The following is a 26,891-nucleotide window of genomic DNA, read 5'->3' as shown; positions in this document are numbered from 1 at the left end:
TTATTGCCTGCTTTTATTTTTCTTTTTACATAAAAAACAGCATGTGAACATGCTGTTTTATTCCATTTGTGGAATGGATATAAAATCATCCACCTCCACAAAATAGCATTTTTACACTGTAACAAGCACAGTATGAATGTCTAAACTACGTAACAAAGTTTTAGTAACTGGCGTTTTACTACTTACCGTTAAGATTTTTTGCTGAAGTTCTTCATCTGGTAAGTCTTTAAAAACAATACGACGTTCAATATGTTCTTCATGCTCTCTATTGGTATGAAAATCAATTTCAACCGAGAACTCACCCAAATCATAACCCTTATGCTTCGCATACATTCTTAAAGTAATAAGCGTACATGCAGCTAAACTTCCGGTGAGCAAATCATAGGGTGCTGGGCCTTGGTCTTGCCCTTCAAGTTTTTCAGGCTCATCACAAAAATATTGATGACGTCCACTGGTGATTTCGCCCTTCCATTGTTCAGCAAGGGGCTTTGCTTTACTGCTTGCGATTACTGCTGTCATTTTGATGCTCTCATTTGATCTGGAAGAACAGGGGCTTCTAAACGTGCACCAACATAATCTGGAATTTCACCAAAACGTGCATCATGGTTAATCCATTGCTCGCGCGCTTCTTTTAAATCATCCATAGTGCGTGCAACAAAATTCCACCAGAGTAAAATTGGCGTTTCAAACGGTTCACCACCAATCAATAAAATCCGATTGCCTTTTTTTACTTCAATCTCAATTTCACTCAGTCCAGTATCCAAAACCACCATGTTGTCAGCAGTTAACTCATGACCATTTACATGGGCAACACCTTCTAATGCCATAAAGCCATATTCATAATTAGGATTTAATGGAATACGGGTTTTAGTATCTTCGGTAGCAATTAAGTCGACACCCACTAACGGCGTATGAACCACTACTGGAGAAGTAGTTGCCAAATATTCACCCACAAGCACGGTAAATTCTAGTCCGTCTTTCTCAACAACAGGTAGCTCTGGATAATGTTCAAATTTCGGATCCATATTGCGCTTTTGATCTGGCAAAGCAATCCAAAGCTGCGCAGCGTGCATTTGAGTTTCTGTATCAGGTGCAACTTCTGTATGTGAAATACCATGACCTGCTGTCATTAAGTTCACTTGCTTAGGACGAATAAGTTGTTTTGAACCCAAGCTATCGGTATGCATCATGGTCCCTTCAATCATCCAAGTGAAAGTTTGCAAACCAATATGAGGATGAGGACCCACATCTAAACCATCACCCGCAGGAAAGGTGACTGGGCCTGCATGATCTAAGAAACACCATGCTCCAATCATTCGTTTTTGTCGGCTAGGTAAAGCCCGCTTAATGACTGTCCCCTGTCCAATTTCAGCAGAGCGAATTGGAAATTCCTGAATGAACTGATTGGCAAATTTCTCGCAATCCTTTGAATCAGAAATATCGTAATCATTATTATTGCTCATGATATTACTCTCTTTTACCTATGCTTTTGCAATGAGTTGTTCTAATAATCTTAACAATACACTCATTATTCAATATAGTCTTTTAGTAATACACAGGGTGTTATGAATGAGACAATCATTTTTTTAATTATAGAAAATAATAAAGCTGCATTGAGCAGCTTAAGATGATTGAGTTTTAACGAGCTGTTTTAAGTTTTTCATAAATTGCCCAAATTGTGGGAAAAACTCTTGAAATAGCGGATGGTCTCGATTTTCCAACATGACTTCGCTAAAAAGTTTTAGCCCAACTCCAAAGGATTTTGTAGTTTCATCATCAAAAAAATCTGCTTTTTTTAAGCGTTCGACAATTTCAAAGATATCGTCATGATTTCCCGCATAGAACTCAAGACGTTCAGTATAGGTCGAGGCTTCTCCTTTCGCATTTTTTAGATGTTGTACAGTGACATGATATTGATGTTGTTTCATCTATAAATTCTCTATTTAAAATTAATGACTTTGAATAATTTCAACCTGTTTAAGGTCGATTTATAGGCGCCCAATCGCAACCGCAGCTTGATCAATTTTTTCGGCAATTTGATAAATATGCTCTTGCTGTAAACCTGCCGAGTTCAACTTCAAACGTAAGGCAGTCTTTAAGTTTTCCATTGCACGATGAATTTCGATTAATTCATCATTACTGTGAATTTCACGTCTAAGGCGTAATTTTTCCAATAGCTCATTCAACTTATCATGTTGTTCAGTTAAGTAGGCTTCTCCGACTTCTGTGATTCGATATTGTTTACGCTCTATGTCTAACAAATTAATTAAGTTCATTTCTTCAAGACCGGTTAGCGTTGGATAAATTGTTCCTGCACTTGGCGTATAGCCATCACCCACCAAATCACTTATTTCTTTAATGATTTCATAGCCATGCTTTGGGCTTTGCTGAATGAGATAAAGTACTAAAAGTTTCATGCGTCCAGCTTCAAAAAGTCTTCCACGGCGCCCCGAACGGTGATGTTCTCGGTGATGCTCATTGTGTTCAGCATGATGATGTTCTGATTGTTGTTTCATCTTTTAAAACCTAAAAATGATCAATTTATATTTATTAAGATATATCTTAATATATCTTTTATCAAGTATAAGCAATAAGAATAGATTTATCATTTTGATAGTTATTAAAATTAATTTTAGTTTTTAAAAGTTAAGTAATAAAAAAGGACGCTAACGCGTCCTTTTCTTTACCAACTAACAAGGAAAGATTATTCCCACTCAATCGTTGCTGGTGGTTTAGATGACACGTCGTATACAACACGTGATACATCTTTAATTTCATTCATAATACGTGTTGAGATTTTATCAACTAGTTCGTATGGTAAATGTGCAAAACGAGCTGTCATAAAGTCAACTGTTTCAACTGCACGAAGTGCGATTACCCATGCATAACGACGACCATCACCGACTACACCAACTGACTTAACAGGTTGGAATACGGCAAAGGCTTGAGCAGTTTTGTCATACCAGCCGCTGTCGCGAAGCTCTTGCATAAAGATATCATCAGCAAGACGAAGAATATCCGCATATTCTTTTTTCACTTCACCCAAAATACGAACACCTAAACCAGGGCCCGGGAATGGATGACGGTAAATCATGCTGTGTGGCAAGCCAAGTGTCGTACCTAATTTACGAACTTCATCTTTAAACAAGTCACGTAAAGGTTCAACTAACTCAAACTCTAAATCGTCTGGTAAGCCACCCACGTTGTGGTGAGATTTAATAACGTGTGCTTTACCTTGTTTACTTGCAGCAGATTCGATTACATCTGGGTAAATCGTACCTTGAGCCAAGAATTTCACGCCATCAAGTTTACGTGCTTCTTCAGCAAAAACTTCAATAAACTCACGACCAATGATTTTACGTTTTTTCTCTGGATCAACTTCACCAGCCAATGCAGTTAGGAAACGTTGTTCAGCATCTGCACGAATAACACGAATACCCATATTTTCAGCAAACATTTGCATTACTTGGTCACCTTCGTTTAAACGAAGTAAACCGTTATCAACGAATACGCATGTTAACTGGTCACCAATTGCTTTGTGTAAAAGCGCAGCAACTACAGATGAGTCAACACCACCAGAAAGACCTAAAAGAACTTTTTCATCACCGATCTGTTCACGTAGTTGTTCTACACGTAAGTCGATGATGTGTTCAGGTGTCCAAAGGCCACCACATCCACAAATTTTATGAACAAAATTTGCAAGTAATTCTTCACCTTTTGCCGTGTGCGTTACTTCTGGGTGGAATTGCACACCATAGAAACGGCGTGTTTCGTCACTTACAGCAGCAACAGGACAACTTGGTGTGCTTGCAGTAATGCTAAAACCTTCTGGAATCTGGCTCACTTTGTCGCCATGGCTCATCCAGACATGAAGTTGGTCTTCACGATCTTGTAAGTTGCCAATCAGTTGGTCACGTTTAACGATATCAACTTCGGCATAACCAAACTCATGTACAATACCCGGCTCAACTTTACCGCCTAACTGTTCAGACATGGTTTGCAAGCCATAGCAAATACCCAATACTGGAACACCCAACTCAAACACTACTTGTGGTGCACGTGGGCTGCCTTCTTCATGCACACTCTCAGGTCCACCTGACAAAATAATGCCATTTGGCTTAAAAGCGCGAACGTCTTCTTCAGACATATCAAAAGCATACATTTCAGAGTAAACACCGGCTTCACGTACACGACGTGCAATGAGCTGGCTATATTGAGAGCCGAAATCCAGAATCAGGATACGATCTTCAGTAATTTGAGTATTGGTAGTCATGACAAACCACTAAATGGCAAAAGAATTAAGCGCGCCATTTTAACATTTTTCACGCTTCGGCGCACCGCAAATCATCATATATCTTATTTTTTTCATTTCTGAATCATTTCTATCGTTGAATTCTTTGACATAAATCAATATTTACTTATATTTATCAAACATCTGGATTAGTCTTAAAAACTTCATACGTATTGATAAATTCATCACATTCTATGCAACATCACCATGAATTTGATGTTAAGATGAGCCGATAAAACAGGCATTACCATGGAAAGGTAAATACCATAAGCGATATTTGTCTGTGCTTAAACAATTATCCATTTTTATGGCTTGTTGCCCCCTATCAAAATCAATAGAAATCTAAGGAACAACAATGCTTCAAACTATGATTGCAGATTTCCAGCAACATTTTTGGTTGTATATCTCTATTCCTTTTATGAGTGGTTTAATTGGCTACATCACCAAGGTAATCGCCATTCAGATGATGTTTTCGCCACTTGAGTTTAAAGGCATTAAACCATTTCTAGGTTGGCAAGGCATCGTGCCACGCAAAGCCGAGAAAATGGCAACAATTGCTGTTGAGCTCATGACAGCCAAACTCATTAAACCTGAAGAAATTTTTGCACGCCTAGATCCTAAACGTATTGCCAAAGAAATAGAAAAACCACTGCTTGCCGCAGCTGAAGATATTACCCGTGATGTTGCGCAAGAGTATCAGCCGGGATTATGGGAAGGCATGCCAGAGTTTGCGCGTCAAAGACTCATTCGTCGTGTGCAATCAAAAGCACCCGAGATTGTTGAACACATCATGAGTGAAGTACAACGTGATGTGAACCGATATTTTGATATTAAACATCTTGTTATCAGCAACTTGCTTAAAGACAAACGCCTACTCAACAATATTTTTAAACGAGTGGGCAAACAAGAATTTAAATTTTTTAGTAATGTCGGATTTGTATTTGGCTTCGGTATTGGTGTGATTCAGATGCTTTGCTGGATTATCACGCAAGGTAAATATCCTTGGATGCTGCCAATGTTTGGCGGCTTTGTGGGTTTTTTCAGTGACTGGATTGCATTACAAATGATGTTTCGACCACTATACCCTAAGAAAATATTGGGCTATACGTGGCAAGGTTTGTTTATTAAACGTCAAAATGAAGTTGCCGCTGACTACGCAGCGTTAATTTCCAAACAGCTTTTAACTTCTCGCCACATGATGGAAGAATTATTTTCTGGTACACATTCTGCACGTGTTATTGATCTGGTTAACCGTCATGTCAAACAAGAAATTGATATGCAAGCAGGTGTAATTCGTCCACTTGTTGTTTACGCAATTGGCGGAGAAAAATATCAAGATATGAAATCGCAAGTTGCTGAACGTATTATGCAACGGCTTCCAGAGACGATGAAATACGTAGAATCTTATGCAGAAGATGCTATGAATATTCGCAGTACTTTAATTGAACGTATGCAAAAATTAACACCATCTGAATTTGAAGGTATGTTGCGCCCTGCGTTTAAAGAAGATGAGTGGGCACTCATTGCAGTAGGTGCAGTACTTGGTTTTGTTGTTGGGGAATTACAAATCCAGTTCATGCTCTAATTTTACGTCCCTAGAAATAAAAAAAACCGGATGAGTTGATCATCCGGTTTTTATTTTGTCTTGAATATTATTTCTCGATTGCATGATCCAAACTAATACGTCCAGCGCCATGAAGCATCAGGAAGAATAAACCACCTGCCATTGCAAGGTTCTTCATGAAATGGATGCCATTGTTATATTGCGCCGCTGCATCAGCACCACCTTGGTGGAATAAAAATGCAGTAAGAATACTAAAGATTCCAAGTCCAAAAGCCGCAAAGCGTGCTTGGAAACCAAATAACAAGGCTAAACCACCACCAAACTCAACCAAGATCACTAAAGGAAGAATTCCTGCTGGAACCCCCATTGCTTCCATATATCCAGCAGTTGCTGCATAACCAGTAATTTTCCCCCAACCTGCAACAAGGAAGATATAGGCGATAAGAAGACGCGCAATAAGGCTAATGAAACTGTCTGCGCCTGATTGCGTTACGATATTTTTGACCACTACATTTGGATTAAACATATTGCCACCTTTATTTAAATGCTTATTTATTGATGAGCTCATTCTAGGTTTGGGACATTGATAATTAAATACTCAAAATCCATATATATCGTTGCATAAACGAGATGATCAATTTGTATTTTTTTGATGCTTTATACTGACTTTCTATAGGCTCACTGCTAGGATTTGAGCACGGTTTACCACTTGCTCTTATCATGGAACTTATTGATTTTATTCTACACGTTGATCAACATCTCGCCGAATTTATTATAAATTACGGAACGTGGATTTATGGCATTCTATTTTTAATTATTTTTATTGAAACCGGTTTAGTGGTTATGCCGTTCTTGCCGGGAGATAGTTTGCTATTTGCAGCTGGTGCTTTAGCAGCATCTACAGGTGCGATGGATCCATGGGTACTGGGCACTCTACTCTTCATTGCTGCCGTTTTAGGTGACACAGTAAACTACCATATTGGACGTTTTATCGGTCCACGTGTGTTTGAAATGAATTCCCGATTCATTAATAAACAGCACTTAGTTAAAACTCAAGAATTCTTTGCTCGCCATGGCGGCAAGACGATTATTTTTGCTCGCTTCGTTCCATTTGCCCGCACCTTTGCGCCTTTTGTTGCTGGGGCTGGTAGCATGAACTATAAGTTTTTCCTAACTTATAACCTGATTGGAGCATTGTGTTGGGTCGCTTCTTTTGTAACTTTAGGCTATTTATTTGGAAATATGCCAATCGTTAAAGATAACTTTACCCATCTTATTTTCGGCATCATTATTATTAGTGTTTTACCAGGCATCATCGGATTTATACGTGAAAAACTCAAAAACCGAAAAGCCAATGTTCAAGACTAATTAGAAGAAACGGAATACCACCGGAAGCATACATAAAATGAGCAACATGGCCGATCCTTTATATAAATGATCGGCTTTTATTTTTTTGATTGGACCCGCTAACAACGCTCGTCCAAAAAGCATCCAGAAACTTGCTGCCGGAATCAGGATTAATGTAAAAACACCAAATACAATAAGAAAATTTTCAGGCGAATTCCATGCTTCAACAGGAAAGATACCGGCTGCAAATAGCAAAGCTTTAGGATTCTTTAAGGTTGATAAGAATAATTGACGTGGCCGAATATTACGATGACTTTGACTGAACTGTTGTAAATGGGTGTTCTTCCATAAGTGAAAAGCAAGCCAGAATACATAAAATACACTCGTGATATGCAAAATGAGCAGTAGTGCTGGCCAAATTGGAGCAGCTAAATGAATAAATACAGCCCAAAAGCTAATACCGTAGGCATAGCCTAACCATTCCATTGGGATAAGCCAGAATGCTTTAGATAAACCTTGAGAATGAGCAGCGGTTGCAAGTAAAGCATTTGTCGGCCCCGGAATGAGCAAAACAGCCAACATTGCCAATACAAAAAACCAACTCTCAATCATAAAATTTCCACAATATCCAAGATGGGGCCACCTTAAACGAAATAGGCAAAATATAGCAAGTTTGTGAGGGCTTTTGATTATAGAAAATACAGAATTTATTAAGCTTTAAAATTTAAAATGCATTGATTTATATTAATTTTATTATGAAACATTTTGCTAAACTTTATTCATCACAATATGCCTTAATTAGCATATTGTGATGCAAAATTGTCTATTAATTCGTCTTTTTTCGAACAATAATTGGGCAATTTTTAAACTGAGCAGCCTGAACAATTGCTTCTTGCTGACCTAAAACACGTGAAAGTTCGGTATTTTTCGTTGAAGAAGATTGTCCCATATTTACAGAGATAGATGGACCGAATCCCCAACCGCCTCGTCCCCAGCCACCGCCGAGTCCAAGTCCAACACCCATACCGGTACTTTTCGGAGTTTGTACGCCATTATCGATATATTGTTGGATACGGTTATATTCACTTTGTAGCTGCTGACAGCCCAAAGATTGATATTGAGTCGGAGACACGTAAGTCGGTTTTACCGTCGTAGCACAAGCGCCGAGTAATAAAGTGGCTGCCACCAAAGGCGCAATATATAAGCCTTTCATCATTTTTCTCTTATCGTTTTGGCTCAATTTCACCAAACAATGTCTCATAAGCTTGAGTCAATTTATGTTCTGGTGCCAAATGAGCCAAAGGTAAATTTTTCTGATGTGATTCTTTCATTAAAACCGAAGGCGGTAACATGCTATTAAGTACAGGCAACCCTTCATCTTTCAACTGCTGAACCACTTCCCGAGGTAATTTTGCTTGAGCTTGAAATTGGTTGACGACAATTCCTTCAATTTCCAAGCGATCATTATGATCATCTTGCGTTTCGAGAACATTTTCAATCAATGTTTGTAACGCGCGCTTTGAAAAGACATCACAATCGAAGGGAATTAAGACTTTATCTGCTGCTATGAGTGCCGATAAAGTAAAAAAGTTAAATGCAGGTGGTGTATCTATATAGATACGATCATATCGTCCAATTAAATTTTGAATTGAATCACGTAATTTATAAATTTTATGTTTACTTTCAAGTGCATGCTCAAGAGCACCAAGTGTTGGGCTAGCAGGAAGCACATCTAATTTTGCAAAGGGAGTTGAGTGTACAAAGCTATCAATATCTTTATTTCGTGGGGCTTTCAAAATCGAACCTAATGCATTACCGATTAAACCCTTTTGTTGATTGTTTCCCAACACATCATCAAAGAAATTTTCAATATTTGGTTCTAAAATTGATTTTTCAGCAGAATAGGTTGCGTCATCTCCTAAAAGGTACTGACTAGAGTTGGCTTGAGGATCGAGATCAATGACCAATGTCCTTAAGCCATGTTTGGCACTAATTGCGGCCAAATTTACAGTAATACTTGATTTCCCTACACCGCCTTTTTGGTTAAACACCACACGAGTTAACATGTTTCCCTCTGCATATTTTTTTACTGTACGCAGTTTAACCTAGAGCTTAAGCAAAAAGGCAAAGAATGTAGAACAATTAAGCAAAAACAGGTTTCACAATCACTAAAATAATAATAGCAATAAATGCGATCACACTAATGATTAAACCCGCCCTACGTTGTGCCAATAAAAGAGTGTCATCTTTTTTAAAGGCTTTCATCAGAGAAGATAACAAGACTAAAAATAGAATAATTTTAGCGTAAAACCACGGCTGTACCTGAAAGTCTTTCATGACCAATAAAATTGCGCCCGTAATAAAAACTACGGTAAACGACAAATGTTGTAAGGCAACTAATATTTTACGTCCCGCTGGGTTTGGTTGCTCCCCTTGCACGCCTACAAACAGAGTTGAAGCACGTAAGACAAAAACCATAAGTGCGGCAGCCACGGCAGTCATATGAATAATTTTAGTGAGTAAATGTGCATCCATGAAATTAGCCCTTAGCTTTTAGGTGCATGTGCACATTCTGGGCTAGCAGGTGCTTGTCCTTGCCACTCACTTGGTAAATAGGCATGAATTGCTAAAGCGTGAATTTGACCTGGATTCATTAAGTCTGAAGCTAAGGCATAAACTTTTTGATGACGTTGAACTAAACGTAATCCGTTAAATTCTTCACTCACTACAATCACTTTAAAATGTGACTCTTTACCTGGGAAATAACCACCATGTCCAGCCGACTCATTAATAACTTCCAAATGGCTAGGTGCAAGGGTTTGTAACCGTTCAATCAATTGTTGTTCAAGGCTCATAGCTTTTCCTTTACGATTATTCGTATATTTGAACCTAGTATACCCTGTCTACACACAAACAAAAGTTGCTCTTGTATGCTTTGACTCCAAACAAAATGTCTATTTATTCGGCAACTTAACGATAAAAATACATCTAATTGCTCATTTCTGTTTTTATTTTATGCAATCAGCATATTTATTTGCATAAAGTTGTTGACCCATGTTTCGCTTAATGTATTATAAGCGGCACGCGGGAATAGCTCAGTTGGTAGAGCATAACCTTGCCAAGGTTGGGGTCGCGAGTTCGAGTCTCGTTTCCCGCTCCAAATTGGTTTTTTTTGAGAAAGTTTTCGTAAAAACTGCTTATATATGCGGGAATAGCTCAGTTGGTAGAGCATAACCTTGCCAAGGTTGGGGTCGCGAGTTCGAGTCTCGTTTCCCGCTCCAAATTTAAAAAGCCCTAGTCGAAAGACTGGGGCTTTTTTCTTTTCATTGATTCATAATTTTTTTATGGTCTATCTATTGACAGCATAATTCATTGAGAATGGCCCAGCTCAAAGCTAAATATTTCATTACTAGATTCATATTTTTAAATTGTCAGTTATAACGATTCAATCTAGCTATATTTACAAGGCGTTGGAGTTATTCGATGCGTAGATATAAAAGGTAATAATTGAAAACAGTCCAAGTTAAAGCGCTCTAGGCTACAACTTTGTTGTAAACAGATAGAAAAGATGAAGTTAGAATCATATATATAGCTTTCAAAATAATACTGTTCTGTCTTTTGAGCATCATTGGTTGAGTCGAGAAACTGTATATGCTTAGGCAACACATGAAAGTTGAGCTTCTTTAAATGACGGCTCATTCCTTCGCCAGTACATTTGATATAAGCCTCTTTTAAGGTCCATATTTGAAAAAATCGCTGGTATACACTGAATGGATCAGTGAGTTCATTCTCTTTAATCCATTCAATTTCGGTCGGTGCTAACACACTATCAACACGCATCCACTCGAACTCACGATCCACTTGTTCAATATCCACTCCTATTTCCCCTTCTTCAGTCACAGCGAGGATAATAACGTCCGCTGAGTGAGTAAGATTAAAATACACAGCCTTGCTGCCTTGTACAAAAGGCTTGCCGTTGGGATGTAATTGAATATTAACTTGATGAGGTGAGATGCCTAGCTTATCCGCCAAGACAGTCTTCACTAATACTCGAGAGATCAAGAAAAGGCGAGCCGCCTTAGGATGATATTGATCATATCTCAGCTTCTCTGCCGAACTGAGAAAGCCGAGATAATGACTCAATACCATATGGTTTTTTGGTACCCGTGAAACTGGGCAGACATAAACCTGCACTTGGGCACGATCAGACATTAGGAAGCGGTAGTGCTGTTGTATTTCATTAGAACAGGTGCGAGATAGTCAGAAACCGCATCTACATGTGTAATGTGTGGATTATGGCCTGCGCCAGCGATAATATGTATAGGGATATCTGCGCTTATTGTGGTAACAATTGGATCTTTATCTCCCACAATGATTTCAACTTTAGAACTAAGTTCATTTAACAAAGCTGTCTGAGTTGCTCGCTGCTGCGGCAAACTAATACGGTGCATATACTCACTAATATGCTTGGCTACCGACACTCGACGTAATGAATCCATCGCATAACCAACAGACGGATTTTGTTGTCCATCTGGATGTAGGTCTTTAGCAATCATATCTTTTGGCACAAAACGGAAAATCAGATTAGATATAGCTTGTATCTGAAACATTTTAGCGGCTTGCGCCTGAACAAAATAAGGTGATATGAGGATGAGGCGTGCAACTTTATCTGGATATTTCTTTGCAAGATTCAATGCAAAAAGACATCCTAACGAATGCGCAATAACAACACTATTTGGTGCTAAAAGCTTTGCAGCGGCATCAATAAATTGATGGTTGTTGTCTTCCATCATCTCATAACTGCCTGAACGCCCAAGTCCCGGCAGATCCATCATAGCGACCTGATCGTATGTGATTTTATTGATGATTGGAGACCAACATGCACTATCGAATGGAATCCCATGTAAAAATAATGCAGATGAGGTATCAGAACTAACCATCTGTTTATTATAGATTTCTGTCCAATATCGATTCTGATAGCTGAAATGACTAGGTGTTAATACTTGCATACGACCAAAGCGTGTAAGCACCAAACGATCAATCCAACGAGAAAAATAAGGAGTGATATTGATCAGGTCCGCAATGCCCATTTTCGCTGCCATCACCTCTGCCCCAGCGACATTGTAGTGCTCGGTAGAAATGAAAGAGAGTTGCTCTTTGGAACCGTCAAGCAGTACCTCAGGTAATTTCTTTAATAGGCCTTTGGGTACTTGCAAATGTGGTGTGCTGACTCCCAAATGCTCGGCAGCGAGGTGAACGAGACGATGAAATTTCGGCGTCGAAGGATCAAGCAACATATACTCCTGAGCAATAGTCTCAGGATAAGACATCGTTCGGATCAAAAAGCTCACGATATACTGCATATTGCATAGTGGCAGGAATGTGTCACGACCACCTGGCAATGCCAGCAGACGTCCCTGATAGAGCTTATCAATCATGTCAGCAATACCGATATATTGCATATCGCCATAGTTATAAAAACCATCAATGACTGTCGCTGGATTTATTGCAGTCCATGGCACATTTAAACGCTTACACGCTTCAATGAAAGCTTGATAACCCAAAATTTTTGAAGCTTCATAGCCACCATGTTTGCAATACAACTCATCAGCTGACTCTTGCGGCGGAGCAGCCACACGATATCCACCAATCCAGATAAATCGCTCAAGCTGCTTCAATGTTGCAGCCCATTCAATTAAGGCAAGTCCTGACTTAATATTGGTACGCTCAGCTTCAGCTTTACTAATGCCCCAATTAAAGGATGCGGCAAGATGATAAATCACATGGATCTTTGCCTGAGCATCCGCTAGCAGAGAGTCCAGCTTAAAATCGCGGCTTAAATCATATTCGACAAACGAAATAGACGGATCGACCAGCCCTTCTGTTGCAATGAAACCTAACAGCTTATCTTTCTTGGTTGCGGCATTACGCAGCGCAGCAATCACCTGATGACCTTCATGCAGAAGATCAACGATCAGTCTGCTACCAATAAAACCTGCTGCACCTGTTACTAATATGGTCTTCCGTGAAAAATTATCTTTTTTTGCGTTATTTAAATTATCCATAAATCACCTTATTAGGGACTGGGCACTCCCAGCATTGTTTTGGAGCGAATTATCTTAAAAATTATATCGAACCTGGGCATACACCAGACTGTTATCTCTAAATTGTCCTAACACCGTATCATGTCTACCCCAGAAGCGATCTCCACCTACATTCAATTGCCAGTGATCATCAAGGCTGTAATTAATACGTACTCTCAACAATTCATTAGGCTCTGGTGCAAAGTAGAATCCTGTTACTTCTAATTTCAGATTATCATTCAGTAGGTTAAGTGCATAGCGCAGCATAGCTCCATACTGATCCTGCTCATATTGGTCACTGATCGTTTGCTGATAACGGTAAACTTCTCTCAATACTGGATTTATTAAGCTGTCGGCAGATCTAAAGTCCTCCGTATGTTTATATACGCCAACCAAACTTAGCGTGGAATTCTTCAATGCTAATTCTGGACCCATGACCACGGTCAGATTATTTTTTTTGTGCGTAAGATCTTCACTACCATTCGAGTCAGTGTGGGTATATGCCGCTTCACCACGCCATACGATATCGTTATGGTTATAACTGAAATCAAATCCATAGACGGAAATAGGATTATTTTTCAGCTGCAATGTTGCCTCCCCTGTTGGAGATGCAGAAAGAATTGACAGATCGGGCATGTGATCCAAACCTGAGAAATACGATGCGCCAACATCGAGACCATCTACAGAATAATCCCAGCGCATTGCAAATGCAGGACGACTCTTCTTATCTATTTCATACTGGACACCAGAAATCTGGCGCAATGGAATCACATCTGAACGGCTACGCGGATACCACAATGCTGTCCATTTATTGGTTCCTGATTCAGGAATATATGTCAATTTGATTGCATCATTTCCAAGACGTTGATCTGTTTCATCGGGCACTAGGCGCGTATAGTCACGGGGTGATAGATTATCTGTCGGATTAATCCCATCAGCTCTCCCCCAAACCACAATCTGGCGACCAACATCGACATAGACTGTCTGATCCCAGTTATAAGAGGCATACAACTCACGTAAGTTGCGATTTACCTTACTCACCTGATCTGGGTTTACAGTATGGTCCGTTTCGTCTCCAATATTTATGTCGTAATGGATCTTAAACTCTGGATTAAACTTGAGGGTACCATTGGACCAGAAGCTTGCTTGTCCAATGTTTTTTAACGAACTTAAATCACGATCTGATGACCACACATCGAGTCTGGCTGAGTTCTGGCTCACAAAACTAATTTCGCTGTCATCTGCATGAGCATGCTGCAGTAGCATAAAGCTACTGCAGCATGCAAATACCCAATAGGCACCTTGTGTCATTTTTCAAGACTCTGCGGTGAGAAAAGCTTATCGGATAAGGTTTTTTCTGCTACAAAATCATTGACGATCACTTGTGTCATATGCTGAGTTTGCAGATTTTTCGCCATAGATTTCATGGCCTGCCATCTTGGTTTCACTTTGCCGTAAGGGCGGATATCCGTGAACTCAATATGCTTTAACGGTTTACCTGCAGTATCCCAAATGTCGATGGTTGCTGTAACAAAGTTGTCTTTGAGGATGCACATGCGACGTTTGCTATAACCAAAGTCACTCTTCACAGTATTATTGATTGGCGTTGCTTCAATCGTGTAGCAATCTTTACCATTAAATTTGCCATCTGCCAGTTTAGTGTACTTCCAGTCACTTAGCTTATAGCCAAGTACATCACCATAACTAAAATCCGTACCAATAAAAGCATCGCCCTTATTCGCTGATGCCAAACGACGTACTTTTTTCAATGCAGGCAAATAGACAAACATGCTATCACTGCCTTTTGCATTCTCAATCAACAGCGTCGTGGTTCCCTGTACATCTGCTGGTGAGATGAATTCAGTCAAACGCATATTGTTCTGAGTATTTCCAGCAAGCTTAGTCATATTTTTAGTCAAACGTACGCGTTGCTCGCCGCTTTTAGATGTCAGCACAAATTTAGCACTAGCACTTGAAGACAAGAACTTAGAGGCATCATCACTACGGCTAACAATGTCTTGAACCTCATCTGCATGAGATGTTTTAGGCATCGACATTGTGAGCGCCGTACCCAACAAGAGACTTGTCACAACAGTTTGTGCAACGGTAATGTTCTTCTTATTTGAGGGAAAGATAAAACGAGGTTTCAACATTAGAATCATTGTAGGTACCATAATTAAGGTTGCAAATACACTGAAAAGCATCGCAATCACAATAAACATCGCTAGCCATTGATGCACATGGAAGCCTTGCGATAGGGACAATACGCCATACCCACCAGCAACAGCAGTCGCAACAAAAAGCGAAGCCTTACCAGCAGTACTTAAAGTTTTACGAATAGCATCTTTGATATCACTGCCCTCTTCACTCAAGATTTCTCGCAAGCGATAGAGGAAGTAAATGGCGTAATCTGCACCAATACCAACCGCCATGGCTGAGATCAGAGAGTTCGGAATATTGAGCGGAATATCGAGCCAGCCCATCACACCAAAGATCGCAAGAATCGAGAATAGAAGTGGTGTCAGGACAATGAGTCCAGCAGAGAACGAACGGAAAACTAGCGCAGAGATAAAGAATACGGCAAATGAAATCTGTAGAATATTCATCAGCTTGCCGTGAACCATCGTTTCAGTTAAAGCAATGGTCTGAGTCACATCACCACCGAAACTCACAACAGCTTTATCACCCAATTGACCCGCCATATATGTTTTTAGCGACTCAAGGATTTCTTTAATACGGTGATTACTACCTGTTTTTAACAGAATCGTGATCTTGGCATAGCGCTGAGTTGTATCAATGTAAGATTCAAAATCAGTCGGCTCACCAGACATTGAATACAACAGCAGATACTGAGCAACCACATCTTTAGTTGCTGGAACCTGAAATGCCTGTGGCTGATCGGCATTCATTGCCTGATTCATTCTTTTGATATAGTCCACGATAGAGATGGTTTTACCAACTTCTGGAATTGAATTCGCGAACTTCTCTGTATTATCAATCGCTTTTAGGATTTCTGGGTTTTCAATACCATCACGAACTTTGGTATCGACCATGATGTAGAGACTGTTTGTGCCACCAAGAGACTGATTCAAGAATCTGTCGTCTTGCTGCATTGGTAGATCGCGCGAGAAGAAGTTGCGACTATCGTTATCCACCACAATACGACTCGTGCCGAGAGCAAGAAAAACGCCCAGTACTGCAATCACAGTCATTAGCATCATTCGCGGACGAACTGACAAAATCACATCACCAATGCGTTTTGGAATCCAGTCCCAGATCGGTAAACCTTTGCGTGCAACCTTGGTAACCGAAGGCGGTGGTAACATTGAGCGAAGTACAGGAATAAAAGTCATCTCAATGATCAGCGTACTGATGATCCCGATTCCTGTAAAAATACCGAATGAACGGATGGTCGGAATATTGAAAGTCAACAGAGAGAAGAATCCAGCCGCTGCAATTCCGCCAGCCAGTATCATAACCGGACCAACACGAACCATAGACTGCACCACGGCTTCGCTATTTGCAGCTTTAGGCTCCATCCCTTGGGCAATCAGGCGATCAAAATCTTCATAGTATCGCTTGAGCAACTGCACGGCATGCCCTGCCGCGATGGCCAGAATCAGAATTGGTGTAGGAGAGTTAAAAATATCCATTGGCTGTTTAAACAGCCCCATCATGCCCATACCCCATGCTACAGACAATAATGCTGTAACTAATGGCAGGATCAAACCTTGTTTACTGCGGAATGCTTCGAAGTGCAATAATCCAATCACCAACACGGCAATTGGGAACAAGATGTTGATACGCTTAGAGTAATCTTCGGCCTTATCTAAATAGACTGGATTACCACCAACACTGATGGTCATATCCTTAGACTGTTCAGCCGCTACGATTTTGTTGATCGGGCCCATCATCTTTTGGAAGCCCTCTGGACTTTCCTCAAGCTCAAGCAAAATAGCAGCAGTTTTCTGATCTTTAGATACTACCGAATTCATATAGATCGGATTCAGTGCCAGCAGTTTTTTCAGGTGATCGACATCACTCTCGGTCACAGAACTATTCGGCAGTAGTTTCTTGGCATCAAATCCATCCGAATTAGCGGTGATCCCTTTGGCCTGACGTGCAGCCAGACTCATTAGAGTAGATCGAACCACGCCCGGAGCATTATCAACTTCTTCGGTAATGCGTTTGACTTTCTCTAACACTTGCGGCTGATAAATATCACCCTGCTTTGGTGTAATACCAATCACGACCATGTACTTGGAACCGAATTTCTTTTCAATCAGCTTGGTCGAGGTGATATAAGGATGTCCCTTGGGGGCAAGCGCATCTGGATCAATAATAATTTTTACGCCAGATGCGAGATATGCCAAGGCAATCGTTAAAAGCATCACCACAGTCAGTACAATACGGCGATGTCTGAGAATCCAACGCGCGTATTGTTCCATCATCTGATGAGTTTTACGAAGTGGTTTACTATTGGTCTCATGCGTTTGCTTACCATTGTTGCCAACCGACTTATAGGCTTCACCCTTCTGAGCCAATGCTTCAAGATTAGCAACATCTTTTTTAAACTGAGCAAGAACCATCTTTTTTAGCAGTGCTGGGGGCAATACACCAAAAAAGCTGCCTGGCTCTGCCTCAAACACCCATTCAATCCAGGTACCTTCTGCATGTGGTTTGAAACGGTAAGTCCCAGTGTAGTGAAAGGGTCCTTCCACTACTTTAAACGCATACAATTCATTCGGTACTAGATGTGTAATTTCACCTTTAAAGGACATCTCACGTCCAATAAAGCTAAAACCGATTTCATACTTGCTGCCCACACGTGGAGTATTGTCTAGCAGTTCAGAATGCTTACACGACAATTGCCAACCTGCATCATTGGCCGGGTTTGCAAGATAGTTAAACACCTTGTCAATCTCGGCCGGTATGAGGAAAGCATGTTCTATGGTCACCATAGTGGTTCTACCTTCTTGTATTTCTTATGCGGGAATTGGATACATCTGATCAATTGTCTGGGCAACAGCCACGACATTCTCAGCGTACATAATTGATGAATGATCGCCAGGCAGATCCACCTTTTTAAAGGTGTCTTTGACCAATTGATCCCAACCTAAGCTTTCCCCAAAATCTTCTGGTTCATCTTTGGCTTTCACAAAAAGAATCGGAAACTCTTCAGGCTCTGGGAAATAGGTCTGGAGTGCGATGCCATTCGCTAAATAGGTATCAAAGTAAAGTCGGAAATCTGATGGATCTGCATCTAAAGGTAGGACATTAATAGCCTTAGCTTCTTTAAGCACATGATCAAACATGTGATCTGGACTCAATTCACGCAAGTATTGCGCTGGGATCGTCAACTTCTTGCCATAAGGCGCAGCCAAATCACGGGCAAACCAAGATAAAAGCATCGCATCATCAGCATCTTCAGGCACATTCTCTGGAATTGGAGCTCGGGTATCGATCATGACAATACCTGTGACCTGCTGCCCCATTTGACGCAACTGATGACTGATCTCGTATGCGATCGCACCGCCAAAGCACCATCCACCGAGGAAATAAGGTCCCTCAGGCTGCATCTTTTGCATTTCAGCAATATAGAGGGTTGCCATATCTTCGATTGCCACTTCTGCAGCATCTGCCTCAATCAGTCCAGGAGACTGAATAGCACGCAAGGTACGTTTCGGATTGAGATGGCGCGAAAGCTCCATATAACAGAAGGTGCTACCACCAATTGGATGGAACAACCACAGTGGTTGCTCGTAAGTTCCACGGCGTAGTTCAATTACAATAGAAGGCTTAATTTCTTTATTTTCACGAATGATCTCACCCAAACTCTCCACAGTGGAATATTGGGCCAACAAAGCAACTGATAGTTCGGTGCCAAATGCTTTTTTAAGGTGATTAACAAGCTTCACAGCAAGTAACGAATGTCCACCCAAGTCAAAGAAGTCATCATGTATACCAACCCGTTTAACCGATAAAATCTGCTCAAAAGTAGTACAGAGTTCAATTTCAATCGGATCACGTGGTGCAACATAATCGTTACTTTGTTCAAATACAGGCTCAGGAAACGCTTTACGATCCAACTTATTGTTGGCCGTCATTGGAAATTCATCCAACGTCATAAACGTATTTGGTACCATGTAAGCTGGTAGATGGATTTGCATCGTCTTTTTCAAACTAGCAATATCAATCTCATGGCCGGTTAAATAAGCCACCAGTTTCTGGTCGTTGCTGGCTGTGCTCTTAACCAGTACAACTGCATCGGTGATACCGTCGATCTGTTTGATAACATTCTCGATTTCACCTAGTTCAATACGGAATCCACGAATCTTGACTTGGAAATCTAGACGTCCATGATGAGTCAAACTTCCATCCGTACGCAGACAAACTTTATCTCCGGTACGATAGAGTCGACCAGCATTTGGTAGAGATGGCAAAGTTCTAAATTGAGCATCTGTCAGTTCAGGTCGATGCCAGTAATCAACTGCTAGACCATCTCCTCCAATCCAAAGCTCTCCCATGACGCCCGGTGGGACTAAACGTTGCTGTTCATCAAGCACATAAAGCTGGGTATTCGCTAGTGGTTCACCTAAATCAATACACTTTGCATCGGTGATACGAGCTGCACTAGACCACACTGTAGTTTCGGTCGGTCCATAGACATTCCAAAGACAGCCGACTTTACCCAGCAGTTTTTCTGCAAGAATAGTATCTAGTGCTTCGCCTCCACAGAGTGCAGTCAACCCTGCATTGCCGCTCCACTCGCTATCTAAGAGCATTTTCCAAGAAGCCGGTGTTGCCTGCAAAACATTGATAGATTTAGTATTTAGATATTCCACCAATTGATTGCCGTCTTGTGATACCTCACGTGGGCAAACATGTACTACACCGCCGTACATCAGCGGAATGAGCAACTCAAGAATCGAGATATCAAATGCGTAAGTGGTGATTGCTAACAACTGAGTCTCAGTCGTTACTTGCAACCTATCATTCATAGATAGCAAGAAATTGATGATTGAAGGATGCCCAATACGCACACCTTTAGGCTTACCTGTCGAGCCTGAGGTGTACATCACATAAGCGGTTTCACCAAAGACCAGCGTCTCGCGCACTTGCTCTAATGGCACAACGCCAGCTTGATTGATATCTAAACGCGGTACAGAAATGTTAAGAGCATCCATCAACTCGGTTTGAGTTAAGATAACTTTAGGTTCAGCATCTTCGATGATGTTGTGCAAACGTTCACTTGGGAAATTAGGATCTAGCGGTACATAAGCTGCTCCTGCCGCCCAGATCCCGAGGATTGCTGCTGGCAATAAAGCTGTACGATCTAACATCAGACCTACACGATCGCCACGGGTAACGCCATGCGCACGCAAATATTCAGCAATACCAGCGATATGTTGACCTAACTCACGATAGCTAACCGCATGATCCTTCGAGGTCAAAGCATGATTGTCACCACGCTCATCAATCTGCTTTAAAAGCATTCCTAATAGATCATGTTGAGGATAATCAGTCGCCTGTCCACGTAGGGCATCGAACTGAATGCCATTTTTATAATCAGGCGCAATATCTAACTCAACGATCTTACGTTCAGGATGAGCCACCATCTCTGATAGTACAGCTTGCAGCAGTTGCACCATATTCTCGGCAGACTGTGCAGAAAATAGCTCGGAGTTATATTTCAATACACCAACCAGTTCGCCTTGATATTCACCGCCCATTTCCAGCGTAAGATCTAATTGACCTTCTTGCTGGCGAACTGGAAAACTTCCTAAGGTCAGGTCTTGGCCGACCAAAGTCGCTGGGGTCTGTATTGGCAAGAGTAGTTCTTTAAACTCATCCATGCCACCTAGACGTTCCCAGAACATTCCCACCTGAGCTAATGGGTTAATACTGCCATCACGCTTTGGTGAAACAGCTTCAACTACTCTGGAAAAGGCAACTTTTTGATGCTTGAGGCTCTGTCTTAATTGTTCCTGAACCTGCTGTGTAAATTGACGTAAAGTCTGGTCAGCATCGATATCCATGTGAATAGCAATCGTATTGACAAACTGCCCCAGCGCATTGCGCAACGAGCGTTCAAGTCGACCAGCTACAGGTGTGGCAATAACGAGTTCATTTTCATTTGATAGCTTGTGTAGCAGGATATAGAAGCCAGATAGTACGAGTCCAAACAGCGTGATCTCATAATCTTTCGCTAAGTTCACAAGTCCAGACGACACTGATTCAGGCACACGGAACACCAGTGAGCTACCTTTGTGTTGCTGCACAGCCGGACGAGGATAATCAAGCGGAATGCTATGCACGTGTGGTGCATGTTGTAACGCTTTTCTCCAGAAAAGTAGACTCTCATCAGCATCATCAATCGCAGTACTCTGCTGCTTATCGGCATACTGTGCGAACTCGATTCCGTTCACTACGTCTGACTCTGTAACTAGTCCAAAACGTTTGCCGACATCACGCAGTAAGAGACCAATCGACCAGAAATCCATGAGGGCATGATGAATCACGACTGCAATCACATAGTGATTTTCACCACGTTCATAACAATGAATACGCCACAGCGGTGGTTGAGTCAGGTCAAATGGCTGTTTAGTATCCTGCTCGACCAATTGTGTCAAATCAGATGCATCGACATGGCGAGCATCAGAGAAGACGATATTAGGATAGATTCGATCCCAGATAAGTTGCTCAATACCCTGATCATTGGCAGGCATACTTACACGTAGCAGCGGATAATCATGCATTACCGCTTCTAGAATCTCCATCGGCTTATTGCCTAATGGTTGGTTGACCTTCACATCAAAGGCCACCACCATATTGTAGGCACTGCAGGTCGACTCAAGGCGCTGGATATACCAGATGCCAAGCTGTTCTGCAGAAATCGCATGACGTGACAGAACTTCTGGTTCTAGTCGTACAAGGTTATTCACGAAGCAACTCCCTGTTGCAACTCAGAAACAAGATATTCAGCCAACGCATTAATTGTCGGGTAATCCCATAGTAATGTCGGTTCAAGCTCTAGTTTTGTCAGATCTTCTAAATCCCCAGACACAGACAAAGCAACGATCGAATCAAGACCGTAACTGGTAAATTTTTGATCTGGATTAATCGTCTCAGGCTCTACGCGCATTTCTTTGGCTACTAGCGTACGAATAATTGCGCTCCAGTAAGCTTTATCTTTATTCATGGGGTAATCTCCTCTTTAACCGGTTTGGCATCACGTGGTGCCAGTGCAAAATCGATGACAGATAACATATGGTTGGTTGAAATTCGGTCTAGCAGATCTGCCAATGTGCTTTCACGTAGTGATGTCATTGGAGGGGATGCCTGCCCTTCAGCAGCATTTAGGAAAATGATCAGCCACGCACCATCCTGTAAAGCAGGTCTTAAGCCATGACGGTTAAATATCCAAAAACCCAGCACAGCAATGCGAGCAAATAACTCGGCATAGTCACGGGCCAAGCTGAAACGTAATGTTTCAAACTCTTTGGCCGCTTCTGAATTTGAGAAATAATCCTGAATTTTTTGATCTAGCGTGCGCTGCTCGATAAGAAGTTGATCAGCACGTTCACGTAACGGGGACAGAATCTCAGCAGTCATTCCCTCTGTAACGTCCGCATCGTTGAGCATCTCGATGATCGTTCCCAGTGACTCCATCACCAAGTCACCATCGCGGTTGAAAATCTCAAGCTCACGAAAATCAATAGCATCCGTCTTCACCTGTAAGTCATATAACTGGTGATAGCGTGCTTTAGCTTCGGCTTGGTCGAGATGATTTACTTTTTTGCTACGGCCTTTATTGGCAGATTTGAGCTGAAAACTCAGGCTGTCTAGACAGACGGTGCTACTGCCGTCAAACACACTAACAATCAGATGATCTCTGAAAGCTTTCTGGTACATTCCATCAGCATATGCATTTCTTAAGAAAAAACGTGACCCAAGCACTGAAGAAGTGATCTTAGCGAGTGACTCTACATACTCAGGCACCAGTACCTTAATGATCGGTGACCATGTGCTGAACTGATTGATACAAACATGTAACCCACGCGCACCAACGAGTGACAACACCTCAGCCGCCAATAGATAGGCATAGGCTGTAGCCAGTTGCTCACGCACCAGCGGAATGCTTATTACTTTTTTGTTATATAACTCACGCTCAATAGCAAACTCAGTCGCGATGCGCAGCATCGTATCGCCCGCACCTAAAGAGAAGCTGCTGCAATATGCACGCGTCACCTGTAGCGTCTTGAGTCCAAGCTCTAAGCCCTGACCTTCTTCACCGATCAGAGCATCTTTGTGAATTTCAGCATTATTAAAGCCGATACCACTGATATCTAACCCACGCATACCCACTGTTGGCAGACGGTTCAGACTATAAGTTCCCTTAGAAACCATATGACGTTTATCAAGCCAGAATGCACTCAGACTACGTGGTCCACGATCATCCGACGTTTTAGCAATCAGACTTAAAGAGTCACCTAGAGTAGCGCGATTGATTGACCATTTTTCGCCATTCAAGACGTACTTGCTTTCAGTAGCTTGCGCAGTTACTTCACTAGATAAAAGGTCAGCTCCATGCGCTTTCTCACTATAAGCCAGCGCTGGTGCAGCACCACTCAAAATTCGACTAGCAATGTTTTGGCATTGGTTCGCATTACCGCCAATCCATACAATCACAGACCAAGCATTCGTGCTATAGGTCGAATTGATGGTTAGATCACGTCGTGCCAGCACACGATGCAGATATAGCAACTCTTCACCAATTTCCATACGACCTCCAAGCTCTGAAGGTACATAAAAACGGTTCATGCCCACGGCATTCAGAAAATCAACAGCACGCTGAGGGTATTGTTCCTTCTCATCACGCTCAATGGCAGCGGACCAAGAAAAATCATTATTGGTATCATGTACGGAGCCTAAAATTTGCTCCAGACGAGCAGCAGATTGAAACTGCCGCAAATTAGATGTAAGTGACATGAGTTTTTGCTCAAATGATTAAAGGGTAAGGATTAAAACAAAGCACTTTTCAATCGATTAAAAATGAGCGCGCGCACTTCTCGTTCCTTGATCATTGAGTTGAGTAGATTGGAGCTATAACGAATCAGTTGCCCCCGCTGCTCACGATCACGGATGATTTCTAAGCCATTTTTGACATAGTTTCGAGCCATCACCGTTCTACGGTTTGGATGGGTTAAACAGATCAGTTGACCGCGCTCGATCTGCTCTTTAATTTTTCTTCTTCTAATTTTTCCGCTAGTGGTCTTGTTGATCCGACCTTGATGCAGCAAATAAACACCTTCTACAGGCAAACCGATATCAGCCGCGACTTGTTCTTTAACCTGAGTTCTGATGGTTTCAAAATTAAGTGTCTTGTCTATCGACTTCTTTTTAATCTCAAGCACAACCGTGACACCGTCAGAATTACCGAAATTCACTGCTGCGACACAGCCTTTACGAACAGCAGGATGTGCTGTTTCAACAGAACACTCGATATCTTGAGGGTAATAATTTTTGCCACGGATGATGATCACATCCTTAAGGCGACCAGTCACATACAGGTCTCCGTTTTTAACAAAGCCCATATCACCAGTTCTCAAGTAGTGCACTTGACTAGGCTTATCTGCCTTATCAAGGATGGTTGCAGCAAAGGTTTCCTGGTTAATCTCAGGCTTCTGCCAGTAACCCGCAGTGACACTCTCACCTGCTAGCCAGATTTCACCGACTTCATCAGCCCCTACCTCTTTGCGGGTATGTGGATTAACAATACGACAATCAATGTGTGCGGAAATCTTGCCACAGCTTACTATTTGCACGGCTGTCTGATCTTGACTGGTCTGCACCAAATTGGCATTCAACTTTTCACGATCAATTGAAATAGCATTAAGAGGACCAGTCACACCACTGACTAAGAGCGTAACTTCTGCCAAGCCATAGCACGGCAAGAAAGTATCCATTCTCAATTTCGACTGAGTATTGAACTTCTCCATGAAGCTTTGCATAACATGGGCTTTGATTGGCTCGGCACCGTTAAACATCACACGCACACGACTCAGATCAAGCGCTGCTGCGTCCTCATCCGAAATGCGATGCAGACACAATTCATAGGCAAAATTTGGTCCACCACTAATCGTGACACCTTTTTCGCTAATAAATTGCAGCCACTTAAGTGGCTTACGAATAAAATCCAGCGGTGACATTACATAGCAGGTCAGACCTACATACACAGTCTGCAAAACTGATCCGATCAATCCCATGTCATGATAAACAGGTAGCCATGTAAGACCGATATCATCGGCCTGTGTACCAAAAGCTTCAGCAATCATGACTTCATTTGCCATGATGTTTTTATGGGTGACGATTACCCCTTTAGGCCAACCAGTTGACCCTGAAGTGTATTGAAGGAAGCAGATATCGTCTTCAGTAATATGTGGAAAATCCTTTTCCACTAAGTCACGCTGCAATTGGGCATCAACAGCATGCAATATTAAACTTTCGTTTTGGGCTTTTAATGTGATAAGACCCGATAGCTCAAGAATCTTTTTGGTTGTGAGTACTATCTTTGGCTCACAGTCATTCATAATATTCAAAATATTAGAAAAACCGTTGCGGTTAAAAGGCAAGCTGACAGGTACTGCGATAATTTTAGCTTTTAAACAGGCAAAGAACGATACGATAAAGTCCAATCCAGGCTCAAACAGCAACACGGCGCGATCACCGCTATCGACAAGATTCATTAAGATTTGGGCCTGACGTTGAACTTGCTCGTTCAGCTCTGCATACGTCAGAGATTGAATCCCACCGGATTGGCGCCCTAAATACTCGAAAGCAACCCTAGCTCCATTTGAGTTTGCGTGGGATTCCAAAGTTGCAATGATATTATCCGTACCCATTACAGCCATAACTTACTCCGATTAATTATAATTCACCCTTTAAACTCGCTAATTCAGAAATGACACTTCTAGCTGGGGCTTTTAATAAAAATGAATATACTTTTTGTTTAAAATATAAATTCACATTATATTTTATGTGCGAGTGTTTTTTATTACACCTGTAAGGTTTTACAGGTTGGCCTGTTTTTATTAAGAATTAAGCAATTGGATATCTTTCATAAATTATTTTTATTCAGTTCAATATTGTGAAGGCGGGCAATTAAATTAAACCTCTAACCCAATTTTTCCCTTCTTTGATTAATATTTAATAGTGTTTCGCAAGGTTTCTTAGCATGCCAGCTATATGGCCTGTTCGTATTCTTACTTTGTGAGTCTCTTGATTGGATATCTTGTATTTACAATCTAATGTATTGTTTATTTGCTTTTCTTAAGGGCAATAAATGATTCAGGTAAGACCCCCTCACAGCCTTTATTTATAAGGATAAGGCTCCTAAAGAAATCTGCTTTAATTTGTACTTGAATAGCGTGAAGCTATGTATAGCATCTTGACTGATATATAACTCTATAAATTAATAAATTTCATCTTCTAAGAACCGATAAAATGCGAATACCAAATTTTAAAATAATAATATTAATAAAATATTTTTAATTATAAATTTCATTTATTTCTTATTTTATCATTAAGTGAAAAAATATTATGA

21 protein-coding genes and 2 tRNA genes are annotated in these 26,891 nt (G+C 41.2%); 4 read left to right on the top strand and 19 right to left on the bottom strand.

Annotated features, from left to right (window positions below):
- Window positions 1–111 precede the first annotated feature (111 nt).
- The 5 genes from I7H67_RS16810 to guaA all read right to left on the bottom strand — a co-directional run bounded on the left by I7H67_RS16810 (window position 112) and on the right by guaA (window position 4,273).
- On the bottom strand, window positions 112–519 hold the full coding sequence (locus tag I7H67_RS16810; protein ID WP_198308387.1) for an OsmC family protein: 408 nt from the start codon (window positions 517–519) through the stop codon (window positions 112–114).
- Window positions 516–1,463, bottom strand: coding sequence for a pirin family protein (locus tag I7H67_RS16805; RefSeq protein WP_049838240.1), 948 nt, complete (start codon window positions 1,461–1,463; stop codon window positions 516–518). The genes I7H67_RS16810 and I7H67_RS16805 overlap by 4 nt, the downstream gene beginning before the upstream one ends.
- 159 nt (window positions 1,464–1,622) lie before the next feature.
- Complete coding sequence (locus I7H67_RS16800) at window positions 1,623–1,928, bottom strand: DUF3861 domain-containing protein (protein ID WP_016144037.1); 306 nt, start codon at window positions 1,926–1,928, stop codon at window positions 1,623–1,625.
- Window positions 1,929–1,988: 60 nt separating this feature from the next.
- Window positions 1,989–2,516 (bottom strand): PadR family transcriptional regulator, encoded by a 528-nt coding sequence (locus tag I7H67_RS16795; RefSeq protein WP_198308386.1) that lies wholly within the window; start codon window positions 2,514–2,516, stop codon window positions 1,989–1,991.
- Window positions 2,517–2,704: 188 nt separating this feature from the next.
- On the bottom strand, window positions 2,705–4,273 hold the full coding sequence (guaA, locus tag I7H67_RS16790) for a glutamine-hydrolyzing GMP synthase (protein ID WP_198308385.1): 1,569 nt from the start codon (window positions 4,271–4,273) through the stop codon (window positions 2,705–2,707).
- Window positions 4,274–4,658: 385 nt separating this feature from the next.
- On the opposite strand from guaA, the gene I7H67_RS16785 reads away from it, so the two are divergent.
- Window positions 4,659–5,876, top strand: a complete 1,218-nt coding sequence (locus tag I7H67_RS16785) for a DUF445 domain-containing protein (RefSeq protein ID WP_171056882.1) — start codon at window positions 4,659–4,661, stop codon at window positions 5,874–5,876.
- Window positions 5,877–5,943: 67 nt separating this feature from the next.
- On the opposite strand, the gene I7H67_RS16780 is transcribed toward I7H67_RS16785, so the two are convergent.
- Window positions 5,944–6,381, bottom strand: coding sequence for a DoxX family protein (locus I7H67_RS16780; RefSeq protein WP_004795325.1), 438 nt, complete (start codon window positions 6,379–6,381; stop codon window positions 5,944–5,946).
- 194 nt (window positions 6,382–6,575) lie between these two features.
- Here I7H67_RS16780 and I7H67_RS16775 point away from each other — a divergent pair, with 194 nt between their 5' ends.
- The gene (locus I7H67_RS16775; RefSeq protein WP_198308384.1) at window positions 6,576–7,223 is read left to right on the top strand and encodes a DedA family protein; all 648 of its coding nucleotides are present in this window, start codon (window positions 6,576–6,578) and stop codon (window positions 7,221–7,223) included.
- Here I7H67_RS16775 and I7H67_RS16770 read toward each other — a convergent pair whose 3' ends face one another.
- From I7H67_RS16770 to I7H67_RS16750, 5 genes are all read right to left on the bottom strand, one after another.
- A complete protein-coding gene (locus I7H67_RS16770) occupies window positions 7,224–7,814 on the bottom strand; it encodes a LysE family translocator (protein WP_198308383.1) in 591 nt (196 codons plus the stop codon).
- Between the two features lie 214 nt (window positions 7,815–8,028).
- Window positions 8,029–8,415: a hypothetical protein gene (locus tag I7H67_RS16765; protein WP_004795328.1), complete on the bottom strand. Its 387-nt coding sequence runs from the start codon at window positions 8,413–8,415 to the stop codon at window positions 8,029–8,031.
- Window positions 8,416–8,425: 10 nt separating this feature from the next.
- Window positions 8,426–9,268 (bottom strand): ParA family protein, encoded by an 843-nt coding sequence (locus I7H67_RS16760; RefSeq protein WP_005037493.1) that lies wholly within the window; start codon window positions 9,266–9,268, stop codon window positions 8,426–8,428.
- 76 nt (window positions 9,269–9,344) lie between these two features.
- Entirely contained in the window at window positions 9,345–9,737 is a 393-nt protein-coding gene (locus I7H67_RS16755; protein WP_198308382.1) for a SirB2 family protein, read from the bottom strand.
- Window positions 9,738–9,748: 11 nt separating this feature from the next.
- The gene (locus tag I7H67_RS16750; protein ID WP_000051228.1) at window positions 9,749–10,057 is read right to left on the bottom strand and encodes a BolA family protein; all 309 of its coding nucleotides are present in this window, start codon (window positions 10,055–10,057) and stop codon (window positions 9,749–9,751) included.
- Between the two features lie 229 nt (window positions 10,058–10,286).
- Here I7H67_RS16750 and I7H67_RS16745 point away from each other — a divergent pair.
- Together I7H67_RS16745 and I7H67_RS16740 are read left to right on the top strand one after the other, a co-directional pair.
- Window positions 10,287–10,362, top strand: a tRNA-Gly gene (locus I7H67_RS16745).
- A gap of 45 nt (window positions 10,363–10,407) precedes the next feature.
- Window positions 10,408–10,483 (top strand) — tRNA-Gly (locus tag I7H67_RS16740).
- Window positions 10,484–10,652: 169 nt separating this feature from the next.
- On the opposite strand, the gene I7H67_RS16735 is transcribed toward I7H67_RS16740, so the two are convergent.
- The 8 genes from I7H67_RS16735 to I7H67_RS16700 are packed head-to-tail and all read right to left on the bottom strand — an operon-like array spanning window position 10,653 to window position 26,199.
- Complete coding sequence (locus I7H67_RS16735) at window positions 10,653–11,414, bottom strand: 4'-phosphopantetheinyl transferase family protein (RefSeq protein WP_198308381.1); 762 nt, start codon at window positions 11,412–11,414, stop codon at window positions 10,653–10,655.
- A complete protein-coding gene (locus I7H67_RS16730; protein ID WP_198308380.1) occupies window positions 11,414–13,267 on the bottom strand; it encodes an alpha/beta fold hydrolase in 1,854 nt (617 codons plus the stop codon). The genes I7H67_RS16735 and I7H67_RS16730 overlap by 1 nt, the downstream gene beginning before the upstream one ends.
- Window positions 13,268–13,321: 54 nt before the next feature.
- Window positions 13,322–14,596 carry a DUF1302 family protein gene (locus I7H67_RS16725; RefSeq protein ID WP_198308379.1) on the bottom strand — a complete coding sequence of 425 codons (1,275 nt, stop codon included), beginning with the start codon at window positions 14,594–14,596 and terminating at the stop codon, window positions 13,322–13,324.
- Window positions 14,593–18,246: an outer membrane lipoprotein-sorting protein gene (locus I7H67_RS16720; protein WP_198308378.1), complete on the bottom strand. Its 3,654-nt coding sequence runs from the start codon at window positions 18,244–18,246 to the stop codon at window positions 14,593–14,595. Before I7H67_RS16720 ends, I7H67_RS16725 begins: the two co-directional genes overlap by 4 nt.
- A gap of 24 nt (window positions 18,247–18,270) precedes the next feature.
- Window positions 18,271–22,230, bottom strand: a complete 3,960-nt coding sequence (locus I7H67_RS16715; protein ID WP_198308377.1) for a non-ribosomal peptide synthetase — start codon at window positions 22,228–22,230, stop codon at window positions 18,271–18,273.
- Window positions 22,227–22,487 carry an acyl carrier protein gene (locus I7H67_RS16710; protein ID WP_004795344.1) on the bottom strand — a complete coding sequence of 87 codons (261 nt, stop codon included), beginning with the start codon at window positions 22,485–22,487 and terminating at the stop codon, window positions 22,227–22,229. The genes I7H67_RS16715 and I7H67_RS16710 overlap by 4 nt, the downstream gene beginning before the upstream one ends.
- Window positions 22,484–24,259, bottom strand: coding sequence for an acyl-CoA dehydrogenase (locus tag I7H67_RS16705; protein ID WP_198308400.1), 1,776 nt, complete (start codon window positions 24,257–24,259; stop codon window positions 22,484–22,486). Before I7H67_RS16705 ends, I7H67_RS16710 begins: the two co-directional genes overlap by 4 nt.
- A gap of 50 nt (window positions 24,260–24,309) precedes the next feature.
- Complete coding sequence (locus I7H67_RS16700; protein ID WP_198308376.1) at window positions 24,310–26,199, bottom strand: fatty acyl-AMP ligase; 1,890 nt, start codon at window positions 26,197–26,199, stop codon at window positions 24,310–24,312.
- Between the last annotated feature and the right edge of the window lie 692 nt (window positions 26,200–26,891).

Origin of the sequence: Acinetobacter sp. ACIN00229 (genome assembly GCF_016106645.1) — a bacterium.
In the GTDB taxonomy this organism is placed as follows: domain Bacteria; phylum Pseudomonadota; class Gammaproteobacteria; order Pseudomonadales; family Moraxellaceae; genus Acinetobacter; species Acinetobacter oleivorans.
The sequence above is the reverse complement of the archived record's forward strand: the minus strand, read 5'-3'. Positions and strand labels throughout refer to the sequence as shown.